Raw genomic sequence first — 18,843 nt, 5'->3', positions numbered from 1 at the left:
CCACTCGGCGGCTCGATCACCTGCATTCTTCGCAACCGGCTTACAGTCCCGCGCAGAAGATCCGGCCATGGCCACCACAACGGTGGACCGCCCTCTCCTCAGGAGCATGCCATGACCGGTGTTCGCTTTCTCCCCGTTGCCCTCGCCCTTTGCGCGGGCCTGCTTCTCGGTGCGTGTTCCAAGACCCAGGAAGCCAGCAAGGCCACCGCGGCCGAGGACGTAACCGAAGTGAAGCTGATTCCAGCCTATGAATCGCTGGACAAGGACGAGGACGGCATCGTCACCCTCGCCGAAGTCGATGCGGTTGCGCCGGACTGGGCAGAACGAATGCACGCCTGCGACACCGACCACGACAAGACGCTTACACGCGGCGAATATGACGTCTGCAAGCAGACCACGCCGGCTGCCCATTGATCCGCACCTTGGCACATCGCCGGGCCTGGCTATACCAAGGTATAGCCGGGCTAACCCACGAGCCTCTAGGTCTACCACATTCAGGGGCGGACAATAGCGCCACTGGCCAGGGCAACCCTGGCTGGCTCCCTCCCTTCATGGAGACGCAGATGGACCCCGACCCTGCCGGGCGCCCCGCGCCCCGTATGCCCGCCTGTTGCCTGTTCCTGGCGCCTGCCCGCCGGTCCCTGCCTGCCTGAGTGACGGGGGATCGCCAGGCGCCGCCTGCCTGGAGATCACCCCCATGTCCTACAAGATTCTCTATATCACCCTGCGCCGCCTGATCGGCGAGCGCGATGTTGCCGCCCTGCGCAGCCACCTGCTGCAGCACGGCCCCGTGGTTTTCGCTCGTTCGCTGTCGCTCGGTTCACCGCGCGTGGTCGCCGACGCACTGTCGCTGCTGCCGATCAGCGAACGCATCAACGTGCTGCGCCATCTGCCCTACCCCCTTCGCGATGCGATGAAGCCGCTGTGCATCGGTGGCAGCCAGCGCCTGCACATGCAGCCGTGGTCACCGGCGGTGCTGGCGATGCGCCACGCCTGAACCGCTGCATCCGTTCCGTTCGTGTTCCGGCCGCGGCCGGCTCTGACATTCAAGGAGTTCCCATGAGCCTGCTCAACGCCTGGTTCAATGCCTTCCTGCGCAGCCGTCGCGCAGGCAACCTGTTCGGTCGTCGCGCCATGCCCGAAGCCGGCTTCGGCCCGGGCAGCGCCGAGGCCGCACCATTCGCGCTCACCACCGGCCTGGTCACCCTGTCGCAGCTGGACGAGCCGCGCCTGCTGGCCGCACTCGACTCGCACGTCGATGGCCTCAGCCCGCACGAGGCCGAGGAGCGGCTGGCCACGCTCGGCCCCAACGAGGTCGATCACGAAAAGCCGCTGCCGTGGTGGCGGCACCTGTGGCAGTGCTACCGCAACCCGTTCAACCTGCTGCTGACCGTACTGGCGGCGGTGTCCTGGCTGACCGAGGACATCAAGGCCACGATCGTGATCGGCGCGATGGTGCTGCTGTCCACGCTGATCCGCTTCGTGCAGGAAGGCCGCTCCAACCGTGCCGCCGAGCGGCTGAAGGCACTGGTCGGCAATACCGCACGCGTGCTGCGCCGCAATCCGGGTACCGAGGCCGCCGATGTGGCCGACCAGTACTTCGGTGCGCACCTGCACAGCCGTCGCCCGGCACGCCTGCTGGACCTGCCGATCCGCGAGCTGGTGCCCGGTGATCACATCGTGCTGTCGGCCGGCGACATGATTCCGGCTGATTGCCGCGTGCTGACCGCCAAGGATCTGTTCGTGGCGCAGGCGGCGATGACCGGCGAGTCGCTGCCGGTGGAGAAGTTCGCGCACCCGGGCGATGGCCTGGCCGGCCTGCTGGAGCAGCACAACCTGCTGTTCATGGGCACCAACGTGGTATCCGGCACTGCCACCGCCGTGGTGCTGGCCACCGGCAACCGCACCTACTTCGGCACCCTGGCCCAGCGCAGCACCGCCACCGACCGCGCACCCACCGCGTTCCAGGCCGGCGTCAACAGCGTCAGCTGGCTGCTGATCCGCTTCGCGCTGGTGATGGTGCCGTTCGTGCTGCTGATCAACGGCTGGACCAAGGGCGACTGGACCGAAGCGTTCCTGTTCGCACTGTCGGTGGCGGTGGGCCTGACTCCGGAAATGCTGCCGATGATCGTCACCTCCACCCTGGCCAAGGGTGCGGTGCTGTTGTCGCGGCGCAAAGTGATCGTCAAGCGCCTGGATGCGATCCAGAACTTCGGCGCGATGGAAGTGCTGTGCACCGACAAGACCGGCACCCTCACCCAGGACAAGATCGCGCTGGAGCGGCATACCGATGTGTTCGGCCACGATTCCGAGGACGTGCTGAAGTTTGCCTACCTCAACAGCCACTTCCAGACCGGCCTGATCAACCTGCTCGACCGTGCGGTGCTGGAGCACGTGGAGCTGCCTAGCTCACTGCGGCTGTCGCAGGACTACCACAAGGTGGATGAGATTCCGTTCGACTTCGAGCGCCGCCGCATGTCGGTGGTGGTGTCCGAACGTGAGGACCACCATGAGCTGATCTGCAAGGGTGCGGTTGAGGAGATGCTGGCGGTATGCAGCACCGTGCGCGAGAACGGCGAGGACAAGCCGTTGGATGAGCAGCGGCTGGCGCGCGTGCGGCAGACCACCGAGGAACTGAACGAACAGGGCCTTCGCGTGGTGGCAGTGGCGATGAAGGAAACTGCTGCCAGCCAGACCGTGTATTCGCAGGCTGACGAGTGCGGCCTGACCCTGGTCGGCTACGTGGCCTTCCTGGACCCGCCGAAGGAATCGGCTGCACAGGCGCTGCAGGCGCTGGCCGCGCATGGCGTAGAGGTGAAGGTATTCACCGGCGACAACGAGCTGGTCACCGCCCGCGTCTGTGCCCAGGTCGGGCTGGAGGCGGACACCATCCTGACCGGTCCGCAGATCGAGCGCATGGATGACGGCGCGCTGTCGCGGGCGTTGCACCACCACCGTGTGTTTGCCCGATTGACACCACTACACAAGGAGCGCCTGGTACGCGAGCTGCGCGCACAGGGCAAGGTGGTCGGTTTCCTCGGCGACGGCATCAACGATGCACCGGCGCTGCGCGCGGCCGACATCGGCATCAGCGTGGACAGCGCGGTGGACATCGCCAAGGAGGCCGCCGACATCATCCTGCTGGAAAAGAACCTGATGGTGCTGGAGGAAGGTGTCATCCAGGGCCGGCGCACGTTCAACAACATGCTGAAGTACATCCGCATGACCGCCAGCTCCAACTTCGGCAACGTGTTCTCGGTGCTGGTGGCCTCGGCCTTCCTGCCGTTCCTGCCGATGCTGCCACTGCAGCTGCTGGTGCAGAACCTGCTGTACGACATCTCGCAGATCGCCATTCCGTTCGACAACGTGGACGAGGAGCTGGTGCGCAAGCCGCTGAAGTGGAACCCGGCAGACATTGGACGCTTCATGGTGTTCTTCGGGCCGATCAGCTCGATCTTCGACCTGAGCTGCTTCGCGCTGATGTGGTACGTGTTCGATGCGCGCACACCGGCCGACCAGGGCCTGTTCCAGTCCGGCTGGTTCGTGGTGGGTCTGCTGACCCAGACCCTGATCGTGCACATGATCCGTACACCGAAGGTGCCGTTCCTGCAGAGCATCGCTGCGCCGCCGCTGCTGGTGATGACCGGCCTGATCATGGCCATTGGCGTGGCCCTGCCGATGAGCCCGCTGGCTGGCTACTTCAAGCTGCAGGCCCTGCCGACCGGCTACTGGCCGTTCCTGGTGGCGATCCTGTTCGGCTACGCGGTGCTGACAACCGTGCTGAAGAAGATCTACATCCGTCGCTACGGCTGGCAGTAAGCGCCCGCCGCCTGGTCCAGGGAGAAACACAATGGACATCAATCCGAACCTGCCGGCGTTCAACGCCGGCGCGACCCTGAGCTCGCTGATCAGCCTGTCGGTGGCGTTCGTGCTTGGCACCGTCATCGGCCTGGAGCGGCAGCTGCGTCAACGCACCGCCGGCCTGCGTACCAATACGCTGGTGGCAGTGGGTGCGGCGGTGTTCGTCGACCTGGCCGTGCGCTTCCATGACCTGTATGGCGGCCCGCCCTCACCGCTGCATGTGGTGGCCTATGTGATCTCCGGCGTCGGTTTCCTCGGCGCCGGCGCGATCATGAAGGACGGTGCGCAGGTGTCCGGCCTGAACACCGCCGCCACCCTGTGGGGCTCGGCGGCGGTCGGTGCCTGTGCGGGCATCAAGCTGCTGCCGGAGGCGGTGATGGCGGCGGTGTTCGTGCTGGCCGCCAACACCCTGCTGCGGCCAGTGGTGAACCGCATCCAGCGGCAGCCGTTGCCGGAGGCGTTCAGCGAGGCGACCTATGCAATCAACGTGGTCTGCCAGCGTGAGCAGCAGGCCGAGGTACTGGACCAGCTGTTGCTGCTGCTGGAACAGGCGCACTACCCGGTGCGCGCGGTGGACCAGCGTCCGTTCGGCGAACGCGACGTGGAGATCGAAGCGGTGCTGTATGCCACCACGGTGGATGCCGGTGAACTGGATGCGGTGCTGGCCACGCTGGCGACCACCCCCGGCGTGCTGCAGGGGTTCTGGAACGCCAGCCTGGATGAGTAGTGCCGGCCGCTGGCCGGCAACATCGTGCACCGCTTGGTAGGTGCCGACCTTGGTCGGCACAGACCTGGGAAGTGCCGGCCGCTGGCCGGCAACCTCATAGACTCCGGGACGATCCTGCAGCTGCCGGCCAGCGGCCGGCACTACCAGGCATCGCTTTGGTGGGTGCCGACAGCACAGGAGCACGCCAAGCACGGTCGGCATCTACCAAATCCGGCTTTGCTATCCTTTCCCCCCACGCCAGGGAGCCGCCCCGATGCCATCGCTGTCGCCCCGCCGCCCGCTGGTGCTGCTGGCCCTGATCGTCGTGATGGCGGCGATCTTCCTGGTCGATACCGTCACCGATTACGCGGTCGCCGCCGCCTGCTTCTACGCAGCGGTCATCCTCGCCGCATCGCGCGTACTCGCCGCACGCGGGCTGATCAGCCTGGCCATCGCCTGCATCGCACTCACCGCCCTGAGCTTTTTCCTCACCCGCTTCGGCACCTACCGCATCGGCCTGGTCAACTCGGTGATCGGCATGCTGGTGATCGGCATCACCACCTACCTCGCGTTGAAGATGGAAGCGGCCAAGGCCGCAGTGCAGGAAGCACAGGGCCGCCTGCTGCGAGTGGCGCGCGCATCGACCGTGGGCGAGCTGACCACCTCCATCGCACATGAAGTGAACCAGCCGCTGGCGGCGATCGCCAGCAGCGCCGAAGCCTGCCAGCGCTGGCTGGCACAGGACCCACCGAACGTGGACAAGGCCCGCCAGACCGTGGCCCGCATCCTGGCCGATGCGCATCGCGCCGGTGACGTGATCGCCCGCATCCGCGGCCTGACCCAGGGTGCAGCGCCGGAACGACGCGCGTTCGACCTGAACCAGGCGGTGGAGGAAATGCTGGCGCTGTCGCGCAGCGAGCTGGACCAACACGGCGTGGCCGTGGCCCTGCTGCTCGATGCCGACCTGCCGCTGGTGCAGGCCGATCGCGTGCAGGTGCAGCAGGTGATCGGCAACCTGATCCTCAATGCGGTGGACGCGATGGAAGCAGTGCCGGCTGCTGACCGCCGCCTGTCCCTGTTGACCCAACGCGACGGACAGCGGATCAGCCTAAGCGTGCGCGACCGTGGAATCGGCCTGCCAATCGACCATCCTGAGCGCGTGTTCGATGCGTTCTGGACCACCAAATCACACGGGCTGGGGCTGGGATTGAGCCTGAGCCGTTCGATGATCGAGGCCAATGAGGGAAGGATCCGAGCCGAGCGCCCTAGCGGCGGAGGTGCCTGCTTTGTGTTTGACCTGCCCATCGCCACGGAAGTCCCCCATGCGTAAGCCCGCTGCACCCATCACGGACCCGGCACCCATCGTCTACGTGATCGACGACGATCCGTCGGTGCGCGCCGCGCTGGAAGACCTGCTCGCCTCGATGGGCCTGCAGGTGCGGGCCTTCGCCTCCACCCAGGCGTTCCTCGAACATGAGCTGGAAGATGCGCCGGCCTGCCTGGTGCTGGACGTGCGCATGCCCGGCCAGAGCGGGCTGGAGTTCCATCGCACGATGGGCAGCCACGGCCTGCAGCTGCCGGTGGTGTTCATCACCGGCCACGGCGATATCGCAATGGGTGTCAACGCGATCAAGGACGGTGCCATCGAGTTCCTGACCAAACCGTTCCGTGACCAGGAGCTGCTGGATGCGATCCACAAGGGCATCGACATCGACCGCCAGCGCCGCCGTGACGGCGAGGCGCTGGACGCCCTGCAGCAGCGCTGGAACACTCTCAACCCCGGCGAGCGCGAGGTGGTCGACGGTGTGGTGCGCGGCCGCCTCAATAAGCAGATCGCCGGCGACCTCGGGGTCAGCGAGATCACGGTGAAGGTGCGCCGCGCACAGGTGATGCGCAAGATGGGCGCGCGTACGCTGGTCGACCTGGTGCGCATGTACGACCGCCTGCAGGCAGGTTCCCCATGAGCGTGCATGTCGCGCTGCTGCGGGCAGTCAATGTCGGAGGTACCGGCAAGCTGCCGATGGTTGAACTGGTGGCGATGTGCGAAGACGCCGGCTTCACCGACGTCCGCACCTATATCGCCAGCGGCAACGTGGTGTTCCGCAGCGGACTTGACGAAGCCGGCGTACGGAAAGCCCTTGGCCAACGGCTGCAGGCCTATGCAGGAAAACCGGTGGGTGTGCTGGTGCGCTCGGCAGCCGAGATCGCGGCGGTTGCCGCCGGCAATCCGTTCCCACATGCCGCCGGCAATCGCGTGGTCGCGCTGTTCGTTGATGAGGTACTGCCCGCCGATCCCTTGACCGGGGTGACCGGCCTGCGCGATGAGCAGCTGGCGCTGGGTACCCGCGAGATCTTCGTCCACTATGGCGACGGCATGGCCGACTCACGCCTGCGGATTCCCTATGCCCAGCAAGGCACCGCCCGCAACCTCAACACGGTCGGCAAGCTTGCGGCAATGGCCGCCGCGCTCGGCCAAGCCACCTCAGACAGTAGAGGGCGGCGGTAGAGTCGACTGTCAGTCGACTATCGCCCGCAGCGCGGGATTTTCCACAACCTTGTGGAAGAGCAGTCGACTAACAGTCGACTCTACCCGGCACGGGCCTGGATACCGGACAAGATCACGCCCGTTGCAGGCGGTGCTTCAACCGCGTATCCATCAATCCCACCGCCAGCAGCACCGCGCTGGTCAACCAGCCAGCGGCCAACAGATGGGTCTGCGGCAATACGAAACCCATCACGCCCAGTGCCACCGCACCGATCAGATGCGAGTACGGTGCGCGCCCGTACACCACCCGCTTGTACAGCGCGCTGCCCAGCAGGTAGATCAACGGGCCGGCCACCAGCACGGCCGCATACACCGGCGTCACCGCAGCGTGCGGGTGGTCCATGACCAGGTCATTGCCCACCGCCGTAGCGATGATCCCTGCGATCAGCAACGCGTGCACATAGTGGAAGTTGGCGCCCATCCGGCCCGGGTCTTCGGCATGGCTGATGGCCTCGGTGGCGTCGCGGCTGGAGATGCCGAAGTACAGCCACCACATGGCGATCGTGCCGGCGAACGTGGCAAGCACCGCCGACACCACCGCCCCACTCCACTGTTCGACCTCGCTGAGCACGCCACCGGTCGCCAGCAGCGTCTCGCCCAGTGCGACGATGACGAACAGCTGGCAGCGCTCGGCCAGGTGCCCGCCCTCGATGGTCCACTCGCGGGTGTGCGAACGGCCCAGCCCCGGGAACGCGAAGCCGAACATCGGTGAGACGTATTCGCACGCCACGGCCACCGCCCACAGCGCCAACCGCGTACTGCCCTCGGCTGCCGCACCTGCCAGCCAGAAGCAGGCCGACACGCTCACCCAGGCCAGCATGCGACGGAAGTTCGGTGCCAGTGGGTGCGTGCGACCGACCTCCAGCAGCACGAAGGCGGTGCGCCCGACCTGCATGGTGGCGTAGGCCCCGGCAAACACCCAGGCACGGTCGCCGAAGGCCTCGGGAATGGACGAGGACATCAACAAGGCCAGCAGCATGGTGGCGAACAGCAGTCCGCGGATGCGCGGCGCTTCCGGATCGAACCAGTTGCTGATCCAGCAGGCGTACTGCCAGCCCAGCCACACCGCAAACCACAGCACCAGCGTCTGCAGCACGCCGGCCAGATCCAGGTGATGCAGCAGGTGGTGACTGAGCTGGGTGACCGCGAACACGTAGACCAGGTCGAAGAACAGCTCTTCGTAGGTCACGCGCGCATGGTGGCCGTCGCGCTGGCGCAGGGCCGGCAATCGCAGTCGTGTACTCATGGCTTTCCTTCAGCGCGCCAGGCGCCAGTAGAGCAGACCGGCCAGCAGGGCCGGCACCGCGAACACCAGCAGCAGGATCGGCAGTTCTTCGCGCATCCCGTAGCCGGCCTTGCTGACGCCTACCCACAGGTTGGCCACCGTCACCAGCAGCCAGGTGGCAATGAACGCGATCAGGGCCGTGGGCAGCTGTGAGGTGCCCACGCTCCACAGCCGCCCGAACAGCAGGAACACCCCAAGCAGCACGACGCCACCCACCATCACCAAAAGCACATGCATGGTCCACCTCCTTGAGCCTGCAGGCAGGCTAGCCGTGGGCGATTCTGCGCTCCAGCCGATGATCGTGGATTCACTTTCCAGGCGCGGCGAACAATCGCCCTGATGATCGCGGCATGGCAAACGCGAACAGTTCCCATTAGTATTGCGTCATTGCGCAGGGATGACCTCCCGGCACCCGCCTTTCACCCTTGCTTCCCGTCCGGATGTCCCAGCCGACACTTCCCCGCCCACCTGCGCTGCCGCTGGTGACCTCGCTGGTGCGCCACTACGAGGAACTGGTGGACTACCTGCATCGCCGGTTCCGCTCGCCCGGGCTGGCCCGCGAAGTGGTGCACGATGTCTGTGTGCGCCTGCTGGAACGCCCGGCCGCGCATGACGCCCGCCAACCGATCGCGCTGCTGCGCAGGATCGCCCACGATGCGGCGGTCGACCGCTGCCGCGCCGAGGACCTGCGCCGGCACTGGGTAGAGCCCCGCGCCGAGCTTCCCGAAGGCGCCTGCGAGCGCCCCGGACCCGAGCGCCAGGCGCAGGGCCAGCAGGCGCTGCAGCGGCTGACCGCCAGCATCGAGCGCATGCCCTGCCGGCGGCAGCAGGTGTTCATCCTGCACAAGATCCACGAGCTGCCCCAGGCCGAGGTGGCGCAGCGGATGGGCATCGGCCTGAAGGCGGTGGAACGTCATCTGCGCCTGGCCATGGCCGACTGCCGGCTGCACGGTGCGCTGCGGTGAGCCCTGCATCACCCGATCCGGCACCGCCGTCGGCGCCCGCCGAACCGTCCGCCGAGGACATGCTCGACCAACACCGGGAGGCACTGAAGGAGCGTTTCCCGTTGCCAGGCCCGGAGCAGTTGCAGCGGCGGCGCGGCGGATCTGGCGCGAAACGGGTACTGCCGGTGCTGTTGCTGGCGGCTGCCGCGCTGCTGCTGGCCGACCCGGCCTGGCAGGTGCGTGACTACCAGACCGCCGTCGGCGAGCGCCGCGACATCGAGCTGCCGGACGGCAGCCGCGTGCTGCTCGACGCGGGAACCCACCTGCAGGTCCGTCGCCATCTGCGTTCACGGCAGGTGCTGCTGGCGCAGGGCCATGCGCGCTTCGAGGTGCAGCATTCGGCGTGGCGCCGCTTCCAGGTCGATGCCGGACCGGTACAGGTACGCAACTACGGCACGCTGTTCGATGTTGACCGCCAGGGCGATCTCAGCGAGGTCACGCTGTGGCGCGGCGAGGTCGGTGTCAGCGTGGATGGCGGCGGCACCGAGCAGCGGCTGAAACCGGGGCAGCGCCTGCTGGCCCAGCCGGGGTCGCTGTCTCCGCCGGAAGCCGTGGATCCGGACCGGGCCGACTGGACCACTGGCCGGCTGCAGTTCGACCGCATGCCACTGAGCGAGGTGCTGCGCATCCTGCAGCGCTATCACGACCGTCCGATCGTGCTGGACGACCCGGCACTGGGTCCGCTGCAGGTGTCGGGTGTGTTCGATGCCGATCGTGCCGAGACGGCGGTCGCGCTGTTGCCGGAGATCCTGCCGGTCCGGGTGCATACCGCCGCCGACGGCAGCCTGCATCTGCGCGCCCGCGATTGATTGCCACGCCGAGGGTGGGTTGCGCGCCGTCCCATCCGGCAAGTGCTTGAACCCTTCCGAAGGACCCCCGCATGACCCGCCCTGTTCCGCCCGCCGCGCTGCGCCGGCTGGCCCCCACCCTGCTCGCCGCCTGCCTGTGTGCGGCGCTGCCCGCCACCGCGCAGACCGCTGCTTCCGCACCTGTCGAACTGCACCTGCCGGCCGGCCCGCTGCAGGCTTCGCTCAACTCGCTGGCGCGGCAGAGTGGCATCCAGCTGCTGTTCGCCGCCGACAGCGTGAGCGGCCGCAACGCGCCCGCCCTCGACGGCCGCTACACCCCGCACGACGCCCTGCAGCGCCTGCTGGCCGGGCAAGGCCTGGCGATGCAGGAGCGCTCGCCGGGGGTGTTCGTGGTGAGTGCCGCGCCAGCATCGCCCAAGCCCCGCGCTCCGGCCGGGGCCGCGTCATCGGCAGCGTCCCCTGCCACGACCACTTCGCTGGCCCGCGTCACGGTATCGGCCTCGACCGCGCGCATGCCGCAGGGCGAGACCGCGATGCCCAACACCATCACCGTGCTGACCCGCGAGGACATCGCGCAGCAGCTGGCGCTGGGCTCGGATGTCTCGCGCGTGCTGTCGGCGCAGATCCCGGCGTTTGCCCCGGCGCGCGAGAAGATGTCCAACTACGGCGAAACCATGCGTGGCCGCGGCATCCTGTACATGGTCGACGGCGTGCCGCAGTCGACGCCGCTGCGCGATGGCTCACGTGATTCGCACACCATCGATCCGGCGATGATCGAACGCATCGAGGTCATCCACGGTGCCAACGCACTGCAGGGCATCGGCGGTACCGGTGGCATCGTCAACATCATCACCCGCAGCGCGCCCAGCGAGCCCGGTGCCTTCCTGCTCGACACCAACATCAGCTACAGCTCGGCGCTGCCCAGCCGCCGTGATGACAACGGCCAGCGCGGCTCGGCACTGGTCGGCGTGCGCGGCGAGCAGTTCGATCTGGTGGCCGGCCTGGCCTATGAGAAGCAGGGCCTGTACCACGACGGCGAGGGCCGTTCGATCGGTACCAACGCCCAGGGCGAACTGATGGATTCGACCTCGTCGAACGTGTTCGCCAAGCTGGGCTGGAACATTGCCGAGGGCCACCGCCTGCAGCTGATGGCCAACCGCTACGAGCTGCGCGGGCTGGACAACTACCTGGCGGTGAACGGTGATTACCGCACCGGTCGCCCGACCATTTCGGTGCCCGGCGATACCCCGTTGGAGCCGCCGATGAACCGCTCGCGTTCGTTGACGCTGGACTACAGCGCCGCCGATCTGCTCGGTGGCCGCTTCCAGGCGCAGGCCTTCGCGGTGGACTTCGAAGGCCGCTATGGCGCCAGCCAGTGGGACCCGTGGGGCAACACCGGCGCCAACGCCGCCTGGGACCAGACCCAGAACGAATCGGACAAGCGCGGCTTCAAGCTGACCCAGAGCTGGGCCCGCATCGCCGACACCACGCTGGACGTGACCCTGGGCCTGGACGGCCTGCGCGACCGCACCCACCAGGTGCTGCTGGCCAGCGGCATGAACTGGGTGCCGCAGACCACCTACCAGAGCCTGTCGCCGCTGCTGCAGCTGCACTGGTGGCCAACCGACCACCTGATGCTGTCCGGCGGCCTGCGCTACGAAAAGGGCGAGCTGGAAGTAGGCGACTACACCACCCTGCCCCGCTACGGCGCACGCAAGGTGGCCGGCGGCAAGCCGACCATGAGCGAGACCCTGCCCAACTTCGGCGCGGTCTGGTACATCAATGACCGCCTCAACGCCTACGCCTCGTATTCGGAAGGCTACACCGTGGCCGACGTTGGCCGCGTGCTGCGCGCGATCAACCGGGACGGCCAGCGCGTGGACAATCTGATTGACCTGTCACCGGTGGTGTCGGACAACCGCGAGATCGGCCTGGAGTACGACGATGGCCGTTTCAGCGGTGACATCGCCTACTACACCTCCGAATCCAAGCTGGGCTCGGTGCTGATCTACGATCCGGGCATCGATGCCTATGCGGTGCAGCGCCAGGCCACCCGCGTGGAGGGCTTCGAAAGCAACCTGCGCCTGCGCCTGGGCGACAGCCGGCTGGGCCTGGGTTATGCACGTGCCAACGGCCGCTACGATGCCGACGTCGATGGCCGCCTCGACAGCGACCTGGCCGGCGTCAACATCGCGCCGAACCGGCTGACCGCGTTCTGGGAGCAGAGCTGGACACCACAGCTGAGCACCCGCCTGCAGGCCAGCCACGCCTTCGACCGCGACTTCGACCTGCGTGGCGCGCGGGTGGCGGAGTTCAAGGGTTACACCACGGTGGACCTTGTGGCCCGCTACGTGCTGGACAAGCACGCCTTCACGCTGGGCGTGCAGAACCTGGCGAACAAGCAGTACATCAGCTACTACTCGCAGACCACGCCGTCGAACCCGAGCTATTTCTCGGGCCGTGGCCGGGTGCTGACGCTGGGGTGGCAGTACCGGTACTGATCCATGGCGCCCTTATGGGAGCCATGAAATCTATGCGCGACGCGATGAAGGAGGCCCATGCTAGTTTCTGGGCCTCCTTCAAACGGACGTGAACCATGCGTTTTTCCCTGCTCGCCGTCACACTGGCCGCTGTTCTTCCGGTCGCGCACGCCAGCGCCGCCGAGGCACCCCTGCCGCAGTTGCGGGCCTACACCGTGGATGCTTCCTGGCTGCAGCCGATGGCACCGCTGCAGATTGCTGACCACACCTGGCAGATCGGCACCGAGAACCTGACCGCACTGCTGGTGCAGACCGCCGAGGGCGCGGTGCTGCTCGACGGCGGCATGCCACAGATGGCCGGCCACCTGCTCGACAACATGAAGGCACGCGGCGTGGCACCGCAGGATCTGCGGTTGATCCTGCTTAGCCATGCGCATGCCGACCATGCCGGGCCGGTGGCGGAGCTGAAGCGCCGTAGTGGCGCGCACGTGGTCGCCAACGCGGAATCGGCGGTGCTGCTGGCGCGTGGCGGCAGCGATGACCTGCACTTCGGCGATGGCATCACCTACCCGCCTGCCAGTGCAGACCGCATCGTCATGGATGGCGAAGTGATCACGGTGGGCGGCATCGCGTTCACTGCGCACTTCATGCCGGGGCACACCCCGGGCAGCACCGCGTGGACCTGGACCGATACCCGCGAGGGCAAGCCGGTGCGCATCGCCTACGCCGACAGCCTGAGTGCACCGGGCTACCAGCTGCAGGGCAATGCGCGCTATCCGCGCCTGGTCGAGGACTACAAGCGCAGCTTCGCGACGGTGCGGGCGTTGCCCTGCGACGTGTTGCTGACCCCGCATCCGGGTGCCAGCAACTGGGACTACGCCTCCGGCAGCAAGGCCAGCGCCAAGGCACTGACCTGCAAGGCCTACGCGGATGCGGCCGAACAGAAGTTCGACGCACAGCTGGCCAAGGAAACAGCCGGGGCCCGCTGATTCTGTAGAGTCGAGCTTGCTCGACTGAAGCAGAGCAGTCGAGCATGGCTCGACTCTACAAAGAGCATGCCGAGGGTGGGCTCGGCTCTCCGAGGGGTGCCGGTCAGGACGACCGGCACCGCCGCCTGTCAGCCGCCCTGGCCGTGCTGCGCGAACGGCTCGGTGGTGCCATCGTTGCGCACCAGTTCAACGGTGTACGGCTGCACGTAGCCGTCCGGCATTTCCATGCCCGGCGAGCCGGCCGGCATGCCCGGCAACACCAGGCCGCGCGCTGCCGGCCGCTCCGCCAGCAGTCGCTTGATGTCCTCGGCCGGGATGTGGCCTTCAACCACGTAACCACCGATCTCGGCGGTGTGGCAGGACGCCTTGCCGACCGGCACACCCAGCCGGACCTTGATCGGGTTCATGTCATCGGTATTGCGTACATCCACCTGGAAGCCTTCGGCCTTCAGGTGGTCGACCCAGATGCCGCAGCAGCCGCAGCTTGCGGTCTTGTGCACGATGGCAATGGGCAGTGCCGGGTCCACCTGCGACGGGCTGGACTTGATCGGTGCCGCCGGGGCTTCGCTGGCAACCGGCGCGGCAGGCGATTCTTCTGCAGCGCGCGCGCAGGCGGTCGTGGCCAGTACGGTGCCCAGCAGCAGACCGAGGGAGAGAGAACGGTTCATGGTGTTGATTCCTTTGCAGATGCGGGCAACGCGGCCCGCTGCCTGCGCATCGAAGGCACAGGCAGAGTCGAGAATGAGTCGAGCAGCTACGGCAGGCGCTTGAGGCCTGCAGGAAATCACACGATGGGCGGCCGTAACGGATCCGGCAACGGCGGCGGAGCGCGTTGCTGGGCGTTGGCTGGCAAAGGCGCCTCACGCCAGGGTGACGCTGGCGTTCCGCTCAGGGTGGCCAGCATGCCGAGGCTGGCCGGCGGGCATTCGCACTCATTGCTCTGGCAGACCGTTGATGCTGCCTCGTCGCAGCATCCGGCCATGGCAGCGGAATGCGGTGCGGCGCAATGCTCCGCGTTGGACTGCGCCGCGTACGAGGATGAGGCAACCGCAAGCGCCGGTGCATTCAGCACCAGGGCAAGGAGAAGCATCCATCGCAGCAGCAGGCCAGGCAGGTTCACCCGACAATGATAGCCGATGCGCCGGTCACGCAATCGCCGCCACCATTGCGCTCATCCGCACCGGGATCGACTTGGCCGCTGGGGTACCGCTGACCCGGTCGTAGTAGTCCAGCGGCAACAACGGGTTCAGTTCCGGGTAGTAACCGGCCAGCGCGCCGCGCGGCATCGGGTAGTCCAGCACGGTCAGGCCCTCGATGCGCCGCTGCACTCCGTCGCCACTGATCGTCTCCAGGCAGACCAACGCCTCCTTCTCCAGCCCGCGCGCCAGCCGGTCCTCGATGTTCATGAACAGCACCATGCGGTCGTTGTACACGCCGCGGTAGCGGTCGTTGTAGCTGTAGATGGTGGTGTTGTACTGGTCGTGCGAGCGCACCGTGGCCAACCGCAGCATCCCGGGATCGTCCACCGGCGCGTCCACGTCCAGGCCTGGCATCACCAGGATGTTGGCCTTGCCGTTGGGCGTGGGCCACACCCGGCGGCGCGGCGGAATGTCCAGGTGGAAGCCGTGCGGCTGCTGGATGCGCTCGTTGAAGCCGGTGTAGATCTCCGGGTACACCGCCGCAATCAGCTCGCGGATGGGTGCGTAGTCATGCATGCACCCCGCCCAGTCGACCTTGCTGTGCGGCAATGTTGCCAGCGCCATGCGACAGACGATCTCGACCTCCGGGAGCACGTCCGTGCTGACCGGCTCGAGCACGCCGCGCGAAGCGGTCACGTTCGACATCGCGTCTTCGATAGTGACGAACTGCTCGCCGGCCGGCGTGACGATGCGCTCCGAACGTGCGACCACCGGCAGGATCAAGGCATCGCGGCCATGCACCAGGTGACCGCGATTGAGCTTGGTGGCGATGCCCACCGTCAGCTCCAGGCCGCGCATGGCCTCGTACGCGCGCGGCGTATCGGGCACGGCGTGGATGAAGTTGCCGCCCATGCCGATGAACACCTTGGCGCTGCCGTCCAGCATCGCCTCGATCGATTCGACCACGTGATGACCGTGCTCGCGCGGCGGATCGAAGCCGAACACCTGCTGCACGCGGTCCAGATAGGCCGGCTTGGGTTTCTCGTCGATGCCGACGGTACGGTCGCCCTGCACGTTGGAATGGCCACGGATCGGCCCGATGCCGGCACCGGGCTTGCCGAAGTTGCCACGCAGCAACAGCAGGTTGGCCACCTGCTGCAGCAGGGTCGAACCATACTGATGCTGGGTCAGGCCCATGCCATAGCAGATCACCGTGGCCTTGGAGCGGATGTAGATCTCGGCGCAGCGGCGGATCTGCGCCTGGGTGATGCCGGAGACCTCCACGATCTCGTCCCAGTCCTGCGCCAGCACGTCTTCGCGTAGCGCCTCCAGGCCCACCGTGTGTTCTGACAGGAACTCATGGTCAAGCACGCGCTCGCCCTGCGCTTCGCGCTCGAACATCACCTTCATCATGCCCTTGATCAGGGCCAGGTCGCCGCCGATGCGGATGTGCACGAACTCACTGGTGATCTCGGTCGAACCGAACGTGGCCATCTGCACCATGTCCTGCGGTTCGGCGAAACGGATCAGCGCACGCTCGGGCATCGGGTTGACCGCCACGATCGGGATGCCGCGTTTGCGCGCCTCGACCAGGTTGCTCATCATCCGCGGCGAGTTGGTGCCGGTGTTCTGGCCGATCACGAAGATCGCCTCGGCGTGCTCGAAATCCTGCAGCACGATGGTGCCCTTGCCCACGCCGATGGCCGGCGGCAGGCCGCGACTGGTCGGCTCGTGGCACATGTTCGAGCAGTCCGGGAAATTGTTGGTGCCGAATTCGCGCACGAAGATCGAATACAGGAACGCGGCTTCGTTGGGTGTACGGCCGGAGGTGTAGAACTCGGCCTGGTGCGGGCTGTCCAGCGCCTGCAGATGATGGCCGATCAAGGCAAACGCCTCGTCCCAGCTGCACGGAACGTAATGATCGGTGGACGCGTCGTAGCGCATCGGCTCGGTCAGCCGGCCCTGCATCTCCAGCCAGTAGTCGGTCTGCGCCATCAGCTCGGTGACCGTGTGCTGGGCGAACAGCTCGCGGCCAGCACGGAACTGGGTGGCTTCCCAGGCCAGCGCCTTGGCACCGTTCTCGCAGAATTCCAGTTTCTTGCGTTCGTCGGCATCGGGGAACGCGCAGCTGGGGCACTTGAAGCCACCGGGCTGGTTCATCGCCAGCAGCGCCTTCGAGCCCTTGCCGATCACACTCTGCTGCAACAGCACCTTGGCCGTGGCGCCGGCGGCACCCCAGCCACCGGCCGGCTGGTTGTAGGGCTTGTAACGCGGCGGCTTCTGCTCGGACATGTTCGGGAACCTGGCGGGAGGAGCACAACAATCAACGGCGCGGGATGGGCCGGATACGGCGTCTGGAGCGCGGCCAGCCCCGCAGTCAAGCACGGACAAGGCCGCTTCGCCAGAGGCAAACGCTGTTTTCAGCGCAGCCTGCCATGACAACGGTTACACCCGCGTCAGCGCCCGGCCACTGCGCTATTCTCGAAGCCGTGGGTGGTCCACCACCTGCGTATTTCCCTTGCCCGGACGCGCTGCATGCCTGACTCGACCCCGCCGCACACCCCGCCTGCCGGCACGGCCCAGCGCCCGTTGCAGCGCTGGCGCAGCGAGGGGCACCAGCAGCAGGTCGACGTGGTGGCCGAGGAAGTGCCGGTTGCACTGCGCTACAACGGCGCCGCCTTCGCAGTGATGATGGCCACGCCCTGCGACCTGGAAGACTTCGCGCTGGGTTTCTCGCTCAGCGAGGGGCTGATCAATACGCCCTCGCAACTGCTGTCGATCGAGGTCCGCCCGCAGCTGGAGGGCATCGAACTGCAGATGACCGTTTCCGAAGACGCACCCGGTGCCGATCTGGATCCGGCCAATGGCCGCCTGCTGCCCGGTCGCGGTGGCTGCGGCCTGTGCGGCACGCGCCAGCTGGAGGATGTGCTGCGCCCGCTGCCGCAGATCCGTGAGCGCCGCACCTATCCGCATGCCGCATTGCAGCGCGCGCTGGCCACGCTGGCGCAGCATCAGCCGATGAATGCGGTGAGTGGATCGACGCACGCCGCGGCCTGGGCCGATGCCAGCGGGAGGATCGGCTGGGTGCGCGAGGATGTGGGCCGTCACAACGCGTTGGACAAGCTGATCGGCGCCCTGCATCACAACGAGCACGCCATCGACGGCGGGTTGCTGGTGATTTCCAGCCGCGCCAGCTATGAGATGGTCAGCAAGGCGATACGTGCGGGTGCCAGCGTGCTGGCAGCGGTGTCTGCGCCGACCGCGCTGGCGATCGACCTGGCCCGCAGTGCCGGACTGTGCCTGGTCGGATTCGCGCGGGAGAGCGGGTTCAATGTGTATACGCACCCCGAGCGGCTGCAGGCGGACGACAGGTAGCGCCGACCACCCCGTCTGCTCCATTTCGACCGGCCCGGGCGGCCCATTGCCACCCGGGCCAGACCGTACCTCAGCGCAGCGCCACCTTCGGGAAGTCCACCGGCACGTCGAAGGCCACGTTGACGTAGTTGGTGAACAGGTTGAGCGCCACATGGGCGAGGATCTCGACGATCTGCTCATCATCGAAGCCGGCTGCGCGCAGCGCCTGCACATCACCGTCGGTGATCTGTGCACGCTGCTCAACTACCTTCAGCGCGAAGTCGAGCGCCGCCGAAGTGGCCGGATCACTGGACTGGCCGATCTGCGCGGCGGCCATCTGCTCGCTGCTGGCGCCGGCCTTGCGACCCAGCGCCGTGTGCGCGGCCAGGCAGTACTCGCAGGCATTGTGGTTGGCAATGGCGACGGCGATCTGCTCGCCCAGCAACGGCGACAGGCGACCGCCGCCCAGCGCGCCGAACGACCCCCACATGCTCTGCAGCGCGGCCGGCGAATTGGCCACCGCGCGGAACATGGCCGGGGTGGCGCCGAAGGCGGCGTGGACCTGGCCCAGCAGGGCCTGGCGGTCGGCGGTGGTGTTGGCGGCATCGATCAGGGGGACACGGGACATGGTGGATCTCCTTGGGAAAGCGCCCGGGATTGGACGACCCGGC

General features: G+C 67.1%; 17 protein-coding genes. 12 read left to right on the top strand and 5 right to left on the bottom strand.

The genetic code is table 11. From position 1 onward, the window contains the following. Nucleotides 1–111: 111 nt before the first annotated feature. From QRO95_RS03855 to QRO95_RS03825, 7 genes are all read left to right on the top strand, one after another. Nucleotides 112–414: a hypothetical protein gene (locus tag QRO95_RS03855; RefSeq protein WP_285301702.1), complete on the top strand. Its 303-nt coding sequence runs from the start codon at nt 112–114 to the stop codon at nt 412–414. A gap of 283 nt (nt 415–697) precedes the next feature. Continuing rightward, nucleotides 698–997 (top strand): hypothetical protein, encoded by a 300-nt coding sequence (locus tag QRO95_RS03850; RefSeq protein ID WP_006369764.1) that lies wholly within the window; start codon nt 698–700, stop codon nt 995–997. A 62-nt stretch (nt 998–1,059) separates the two neighbouring features. Then, complete coding sequence (gene mgtA / locus QRO95_RS03845) at nt 1,060–3,819, top strand: magnesium-translocating P-type ATPase (protein WP_285301701.1); 2,760 nt, start codon at nt 1,060–1,062, stop codon at nt 3,817–3,819. 31 nt (nt 3,820–3,850) lie between these two features. Beyond that, complete coding sequence (locus QRO95_RS03840; RefSeq protein ID WP_285301700.1) at nt 3,851–4,588, top strand: MgtC/SapB family protein; 738 nt, start codon at nt 3,851–3,853, stop codon at nt 4,586–4,588. A gap of 253 nt (nt 4,589–4,841) precedes the next feature. Beyond that, nucleotides 4,842–5,897 (top strand): sensor histidine kinase, encoded by a 1,056-nt coding sequence (locus tag QRO95_RS03835; RefSeq protein ID WP_285301699.1) that lies wholly within the window; start codon nt 4,842–4,844, stop codon nt 5,895–5,897. After that, entirely contained in the window at nt 5,890–6,531 is a 642-nt protein-coding gene (locus tag QRO95_RS03830; protein WP_285301698.1) for a response regulator transcription factor, read from the top strand. The genes QRO95_RS03835 and QRO95_RS03830 overlap by 8 nt, the downstream gene beginning before the upstream one ends. Next, the gene (locus tag QRO95_RS03825) at nt 6,528–7,073 is read left to right on the top strand and encodes a DUF1697 domain-containing protein (RefSeq protein ID WP_285301697.1); all 546 of its coding nucleotides are present in this window, start codon (nt 6,528–6,530) and stop codon (nt 7,071–7,073) included. Before QRO95_RS03830 ends, QRO95_RS03825 begins: the two co-directional genes overlap by 4 nt. 112 nt (nt 7,074–7,185) lie before the next feature. Here QRO95_RS03825 and QRO95_RS03820 read toward each other — a convergent pair whose 3' ends face one another. Further along, entirely contained in the window at nt 7,186–8,358 is a 1,173-nt protein-coding gene (locus QRO95_RS03820; RefSeq protein WP_285301696.1) for a low temperature requirement protein A, read from the bottom strand. Between the two features lie 9 nt (nt 8,359–8,367). Continuing rightward, nucleotides 8,368–8,634, bottom strand: coding sequence for a hypothetical protein (locus tag QRO95_RS03815; RefSeq protein WP_032129472.1), 267 nt, complete (start codon nt 8,632–8,634; stop codon nt 8,368–8,370). A gap of 203 nt (nt 8,635–8,837) precedes the next feature. Between QRO95_RS03815 and QRO95_RS03810 the strand changes: the two genes are divergently transcribed. The 4 genes from QRO95_RS03810 to blaL1 all read left to right on the top strand — a co-directional run bounded on the left by QRO95_RS03810 (nt 8,838) and on the right by blaL1 (nt 13,679). Next, nucleotides 8,838–9,362: an RNA polymerase sigma factor gene (locus tag QRO95_RS03810; protein ID WP_049401449.1), complete on the top strand. Its 525-nt coding sequence runs from the start codon at nt 8,838–8,840 to the stop codon at nt 9,360–9,362. After that, nucleotides 9,359–10,210, top strand: a complete 852-nt coding sequence (locus QRO95_RS03805; protein WP_285301695.1) for a FecR family protein — start codon at nt 9,359–9,361, stop codon at nt 10,208–10,210. The genes QRO95_RS03810 and QRO95_RS03805 overlap by 4 nt, the downstream gene beginning before the upstream one ends. Nucleotides 10,211–10,281: 71 nt before the next feature. After that, entirely contained in the window at nt 10,282–12,711 is a 2,430-nt protein-coding gene (locus QRO95_RS03800) for a TonB-dependent receptor (protein ID WP_285301694.1), read from the top strand. Nucleotides 12,712–12,806: 95 nt separating this feature from the next. Continuing rightward, entirely contained in the window at nt 12,807–13,679 is an 873-nt protein-coding gene (blaL1, locus tag QRO95_RS03795; RefSeq protein WP_285301692.1) for a L1 family subclass B3 metallo-beta-lactamase, read from the top strand. A 128-nt stretch (nt 13,680–13,807) separates the two neighbouring features. Here blaL1 and QRO95_RS03790 read toward each other — a convergent pair whose 3' ends face one another. Both QRO95_RS03790 and QRO95_RS03785 read right to left on the bottom strand, forming a co-directional pair. After that, on the bottom strand, nt 13,808–14,347 hold the full coding sequence (locus QRO95_RS03790; protein ID WP_285301691.1) for a DUF411 domain-containing protein: 540 nt from the start codon (nt 14,345–14,347) through the stop codon (nt 13,808–13,810). A 477-nt stretch (nt 14,348–14,824) separates the two neighbouring features. Continuing rightward, complete coding sequence (locus QRO95_RS03785; protein WP_285301690.1) at nt 14,825–17,110, bottom strand: FdhF/YdeP family oxidoreductase; 2,286 nt, start codon at nt 17,108–17,110, stop codon at nt 14,825–14,827. Nucleotides 17,111–17,353: 243 nt separating this feature from the next. Between QRO95_RS03785 and fdhD the strand changes: the two genes are divergently transcribed. Beyond that, entirely contained in the window at nt 17,354–18,193 is an 840-nt protein-coding gene (gene fdhD / locus QRO95_RS03780) for a formate dehydrogenase accessory sulfurtransferase FdhD (RefSeq protein WP_032129466.1), read from the top strand. Nucleotides 18,194–18,263: 70 nt separating this feature from the next. On the opposite strand, the gene QRO95_RS03775 is transcribed toward fdhD, so the two are convergent. Continuing rightward, complete coding sequence (locus tag QRO95_RS03775; protein WP_049462647.1) at nt 18,264–18,800, bottom strand: carboxymuconolactone decarboxylase family protein; 537 nt, start codon at nt 18,798–18,800, stop codon at nt 18,264–18,266. Nucleotides 18,801–18,843 lie beyond the last annotated feature (43 nt).

Source organism: Stenotrophomonas maltophilia group sp. Smal13, from assembly GCF_030236855.1.
GTDB classification, from domain to species: domain Bacteria; phylum Pseudomonadota; class Gammaproteobacteria; order Xanthomonadales; family Xanthomonadaceae; genus Stenotrophomonas; species Stenotrophomonas maltophilia_A.
Note: the sequence above shows the minus strand (reverse complement) of the source record. Positions and strands in the feature narration are given on the sequence as shown.

Coding starts and splice junctions, on each gene's coding strand:
- QRO95_RS03810 (WP_049401449.1), top strand. CDS start 8,838: ATGTCCCAGCCGACACTTCCCCGCCCACCTGCGCTGCCGCTGGTGACC.
- QRO95_RS03775 (WP_049462647.1), bottom strand. CDS start 18,800: ATGTCCCGTGTCCCCCTGATCGATGCCGCCAACACCACCGCCGACCGC.
- QRO95_RS03835 (WP_285301699.1), top strand. CDS start 4,842: ATGCCATCGCTGTCGCCCCGCCGCCCGCTGGTGCTGCTGGCCCTGATC.
- QRO95_RS03855 (WP_285301702.1), top strand. CDS start 112: ATGACCGGTGTTCGCTTTCTCCCCGTTGCCCTCGCCCTTTGCGCGGGC.
- fdhD (WP_032129466.1), top strand. CDS start 17,354: ATGCCTGACTCGACCCCGCCGCACACCCCGCCTGCCGGCACGGCCCAG.
- QRO95_RS03815 (WP_032129472.1), bottom strand. CDS start 8,634: ATGCATGTGCTTTTGGTGATGGTGGGTGGCGTCGTGCTGCTTGGGGTG.
- QRO95_RS03830 (WP_285301698.1), top strand. CDS start 5,890: ATGCGTAAGCCCGCTGCACCCATCACGGACCCGGCACCCATCGTCTAC.
- QRO95_RS03790 (WP_285301691.1), bottom strand. CDS start 14,347: ATGAACCGTTCTCTCTCCCTCGGTCTGCTGCTGGGCACCGTACTGGCC.
- QRO95_RS03785 (WP_285301690.1), bottom strand. CDS start 17,110: ATGTCCGAGCAGAAGCCGCCGCGTTACAAGCCCTACAACCAGCCGGCC.
- QRO95_RS03800 (WP_285301694.1), top strand. CDS start 10,282: ATGACCCGCCCTGTTCCGCCCGCCGCGCTGCGCCGGCTGGCCCCCACC.
- QRO95_RS03820 (WP_285301696.1), bottom strand. CDS start 8,358: ATGAGTACACGACTGCGATTGCCGGCCCTGCGCCAGCGCGACGGCCAC.
- blaL1 (WP_285301692.1), top strand. CDS start 12,807: ATGCGTTTTTCCCTGCTCGCCGTCACACTGGCCGCTGTTCTTCCGGTC.
- QRO95_RS03850 (WP_006369764.1), top strand. CDS start 698: ATGTCCTACAAGATTCTCTATATCACCCTGCGCCGCCTGATCGGCGAG.
- QRO95_RS03825 (WP_285301697.1), top strand. CDS start 6,528: ATGAGCGTGCATGTCGCGCTGCTGCGGGCAGTCAATGTCGGAGGTACC.
- QRO95_RS03840 (WP_285301700.1), top strand. CDS start 3,851: ATGGACATCAATCCGAACCTGCCGGCGTTCAACGCCGGCGCGACCCTG.
- mgtA (WP_285301701.1), top strand. CDS start 1,060: ATGAGCCTGCTCAACGCCTGGTTCAATGCCTTCCTGCGCAGCCGTCGC.